Here is a 4,165-nt window from a genome sequence, read left to right as displayed (position 1 = left end):
ATCAATGATCTGTTCATGCGCGGGACCCTGACCTTCGGCTATATGGAACAGCCGAATATCCCGCGTTCGCTGGCCATTTGCCGGAAACTAGGCTGGAAATTCGACATCATGACCACCTCTTTCTTCCTTTCGCGCCGTTCTCTGAAAGCGCCGCATCCATGCGCTTTTGAAACGGGAGGGGTGGACTGTGAATGCCAAACGTGTCTGCCGGCTATATATCGAGGAAGGCTTGCAGATCGAAACAAGCGGCCCAAGCGCAAGGTGTCAGCCAAGCTGCGTGACGACCGGAAACCGCCCTCAGCACCCAATGATGTTTGGGCGATGGATTTCCTGTCGGACCGTTGTTTGACGGCCGCAAGATCCGGGTTCTGACAATCGTCGATGCCTGTTCGAAAAGCCGAGAATCCCATCTCGCCTTGGTCCAGCGGAAGGGGCAAGTCCATAAAGCAGGAAAACTCTATCCTCCGGCGGTCCGAAGTTCGGGTGCAGTTCACGACCCTGGTGCCGCGGATTGATATGTCGACCGCCCACTACAGATGCGAAAAAAGATGTAGCGCCGGTTCGACAGGCATCAACGGCCAGCTTGCGGATATTCGCGATCGAAATTCTCGTCGTTTTTCCCGGCATCACAGCTTCAACGCAACTTTTCTACCCTCATAGAAGGCATAGGGCGCCTGCCGCGGTGCGGCACAGTCGCCGATTTCCATAATATTGCAGCCACACGAGCGCAATTCCTCACCCAACCAGTTGGCCGGCGCATTGGTGGTGGCAAGCACGAGGCTGTCGCCCTCCTCGAAGAAGCGTTGCCCCGTGTTGTGATCCAGGAGTGTGACGCCGTTGCCGTGCCACTCGAGCACGCTGACCTCAAGCAACCATTTGACGCCAAGTTTCTTCAGGTTACGGCGAAGGGGGACGTCGGCTGTCGTACGCTGGAGCTCTTTGCCGATAAAGGGATCGGGCGAGATCATCGTCACCGCGTGCCCGTCTTCCGCCAGTTTCCAGGCTGTTCCACAGCCGCGCCAGCCGCCTCCCTCATCGAGCAGAAGTACGCGTTTCCCCGGTCGTTTCTCGCGCGCCATGACTGCCTCTATCGAGAAAACGTTTCCTTTCTCGATTCCGGGGAGCGTTTCGACCGAGGGGAGGGCCTTCTGAAAGCCGGTGTCGGGCGAATAGGAGCCAGTCGCGAGGATGACGGTATCCGCACCGACGGCCTCCACGTCCGACGCCTCGATGTAGGAGTTCAGACGGATATCGACGCCAAGCTTTGTCAATTGCCGCTCGTACCAGGCAATGAGATCAAGGATCTGGCCACGGCGAGGCTGCATTCCGGCGAGCAGGAAATTGCCCCCCAACCGGCTCGAGGCTTCGGCGAGGATGACCTGGTGCCCCCTTTCCGCGGCCACTCTGGCCGCTTCCAGTCCGGCGGGGCCTGCGCCGACCACCAGCACTTTCTTCGGACGCTCGGAGGGGATGAAGCGATCGCCGCCCCATTGGAATTCCCGTCCCGCGGAAGGGTTGACGAGGCAGCTTATCCAGTAATCGCGCGCGCGCCGTCCCCAGCACATCTGGTTGCAGGAAATGCAACCGCGAACGTCATCCGGTCGGTCTTCGCTGGCCTTTCGGGCAAGATGGGGATCCGCAATCTGGCCGCGCACGATCGAGACGAGATCGGCTGCGCCTTCACCGAGCACTGTTTCGCCGTTCTCGGGCGTTCTGATATGGCTCTCGGCAATGACCAGGGCGTTCTTGACGGACCGCTTGATCGTCGCCGCAAGATCCACTCCCAACTTCTCCGGATAAAGAAACGTCGGCATTAGTTTGTGGAAGTCGAGATAACCACCTGAACCGCAGGTCACATAATCGACGACGCCCAACCTGTCATGAATCGCAACGATCTCTGCGAGCTCGTCTCGCGTCAGCGCCACGCTATGGTCCGGTTCATCGCTGACCGCGAGACCGATAATGAAGTCGGCACCACATTCCGCGCGGATCCGGGTCATGATTTCCCGCGAGAAGCGGGTGCGGTTTTCCAGCGATCCGCCCCATCGGTCCTCTCGGCGGTTCGACCAGGGCGTCCAAAACTGATCGACCAGACCGAGATAAGCCGCCCAAACTTCAACACCGTCAAAACCGGCGGCGCGACATCGGCGGGCAGCCTGAAGGAAGCCGTCAACCGTTTCCCAGATCTCCTTTTCGCTCATCGGATGCGAGCCGTCGCTGTCGTGATAGCTGGGAAGACCTGAGGGCGACCAATGCGGATGATAGGAATTGTCGGAATCGCCGTGGGCGCCGACATGGTAGAGCTGCTGGATCGCCACCGCGCCATTTCCCTTGATCGCGGCGGTGACCTTCGTGAAAGAAGCGATGACGCTGTCATCACAGGGCAGAAAGTTGCCGCGCGTCAACACGGCGGCGGGATGAACGGGCATCGGCTCGACAACGATCATACCCGCGCCGCCTATAGCGCGCTCGGCATAATAGGCGACGTGCTGTTCGTCCGGGAGGCCGCCCTTGGCCATATTCGCCGTGTGCGCCCCAAACACGATTCTGTTCCTTAAAGTGTGCCCGCCCAGCTTTGCGGGTGAAAACAGATGCGGAAAAAGTTTTGACATCGAGGTTCCCCGGTGTTGCAAAAGAAACTAGAGGACGTGCTGTTGGGATCGCGTCAGCCCTTGTGTGTTTGGGAGATTGGCTCATCGAGGCGTTGATTGATGCTCTTGCGAATGTGATGCACCGCTTTCCAGACGGCGAAAAGGACCAAAGGAATGGCGGCCAAGACGGCAAGTTTTGCCACATGCGGGTCAAGGCCAAGCTCTGAGGTGCTTTCAAGGCAGATCTTGGCAAGGCCGACGGAATAGTAGGTGATCGCGATTACCGAGAATCCTTCAACGGCCTGCTGGATATGCACCTGGATTCGCGCACGCTCCTCCATGGAGGTGAGCAGGGAGGCGTTTTGATCCTCAAGTTGAACCTGGACCGTGGTCCTGAGCAGGTCGCCCGCGAGACTGACACGTCCGGCCAGTTCGTCGAGGCGTCTTTCCGCTGCCCGGAAGGAGCGGATCGCAGGCTGGAACCGTCGATCGATGAACGTTCCAATCCTCTGCCGCTGTTCAACGCGGCCTTCCCGCAGTTCCTGCATCCTGCTGGCGACGATCTCCGCATAGGCCATGGTCGCCCCGAAACGTTGTCGAGCGATCGCAGAGAAGTTGAGCACGTCAGATGACAGCCTCGTTACTTCCGAGAGAAGTGCCTTGTCGACCTTGATGGTGCTCTGCATATGAGCGATCAGGTGTTTCAGCCGCCGATCGAATATAGCCAGATTCGCGACGGTCTCTCTCGCCACAGGCATGGCGAGCAACGCCATCATGCGGTAGGTCTCGATCTCAAGCAGCCGGCGGACCATACGCCCCGTGCGGTAGGCGTTGAGGTTCCTATTGAAGAGCAAGATTTCGACAAAGCCGCTTTCGGTGAGGCGGAAATTCGAATGCACCTCCGCATCACCGCCGCCAACCTTAGACGCGACATAATCCGCGCACGGCTTTTCAAGGCGCTGGTCATCCTTTTCGTCACGCACAAGGACGCGGACAGCGGCGATGACCCGTCCGTCAGCACGATCGCAAAGTTCCTGGAACGCTTGCGGAGGCGTGCCGCCAAGATCGTCCGAGGGGCGGGCGACGAAGGTCAGTGTCAAAAACTCGGTATGCAGTTCCCACTTGAGGCGGCCGCCGGCGAATCGCCCGATGCCATGCTTGCCTTGCTGCGTGGTCGACACCTCCTCCAGCCCGGGAGGACCGTCCGGTACCGAAGGAGGGCCGTCTTCGCCGATGATGGCGACATGCCACACGTCGGTATCTCCATCAAAATAGAGCGATGGACGCGCATGGAGCTCGTTATGAAGCTCGTCTCGCAATGGATGTTCAAAACGAACGTGCATTTGGTGCTGCCCCGGAGATTCCCGATTTACAAGGTCTTCGCTACTCCGCAGCTGCCTGCGCAGTCAGGTGACTAATCGGCGTAACCATGGCCTGGATCAGGCTGTTCATGCTGATGACGCCGGTAGGCTTGCCATTGTCATCGATGACCGTTGCATATTGCTGATTGGCGTCGGTCATGGTCTTGGCCGCTTCTTCGAGAATCGTGCCAGTTCTCACCGTTACACCGCCTG

Annotated in this window: 3 protein-coding genes and 1 pseudogene; 1 reads left to right on the top strand and 3 read right to left on the bottom strand. The window is 58.9% G+C overall.

The genetic code is table 11. The annotated features are described in order from the left end of the window. Positions 1-148 precede the first annotated feature (148 nt). Positions 149-395: pseudogene (locus AAAC48_RS27670) on the top strand (IS3 family transposase); the annotation flags it as partial. Positions 396-626: 231 nt separating this feature from the next. On the opposite strand, the gene AAAC48_RS27665 reads toward AAAC48_RS27670, so the two are convergent. The 3 genes from AAAC48_RS27665 to AAAC48_RS27655 form a co-directional block, all read right to left on the bottom strand. Beyond that, positions 627-2,612 (bottom strand): FAD-dependent oxidoreductase, encoded by a 1,986-nt coding sequence (locus tag AAAC48_RS27665; RefSeq protein ID WP_340657271.1) that lies wholly within the window; start codon positions 2,610-2,612, stop codon positions 627-629. Between the two features lie 53 nt (positions 2,613-2,665). Then, positions 2,666-3,934, bottom strand: a complete 1,269-nt coding sequence (locus tag AAAC48_RS27660; RefSeq protein WP_340657270.1) for a DUF3422 domain-containing protein — start codon at positions 3,932-3,934, stop codon at positions 2,666-2,668. 40 nt (positions 3,935-3,974) lie between these two features. Continuing rightward, positions 3,975-4,165 (bottom strand): CBS domain-containing protein (locus tag AAAC48_RS27655; RefSeq protein ID WP_340656659.1); only part of this gene is annotated, 191 nt, incomplete at its 5' end.

Source organism: Phyllobacterium sp. (genome assembly GCF_037994405.1).
Lineage (GTDB): Bacteria > Pseudomonadota > Alphaproteobacteria > Rhizobiales > Rhizobiaceae > Phyllobacterium.
Note: the sequence above shows the minus strand (reverse complement) of the source record. Positions and strands in the feature narration are given on the sequence as shown.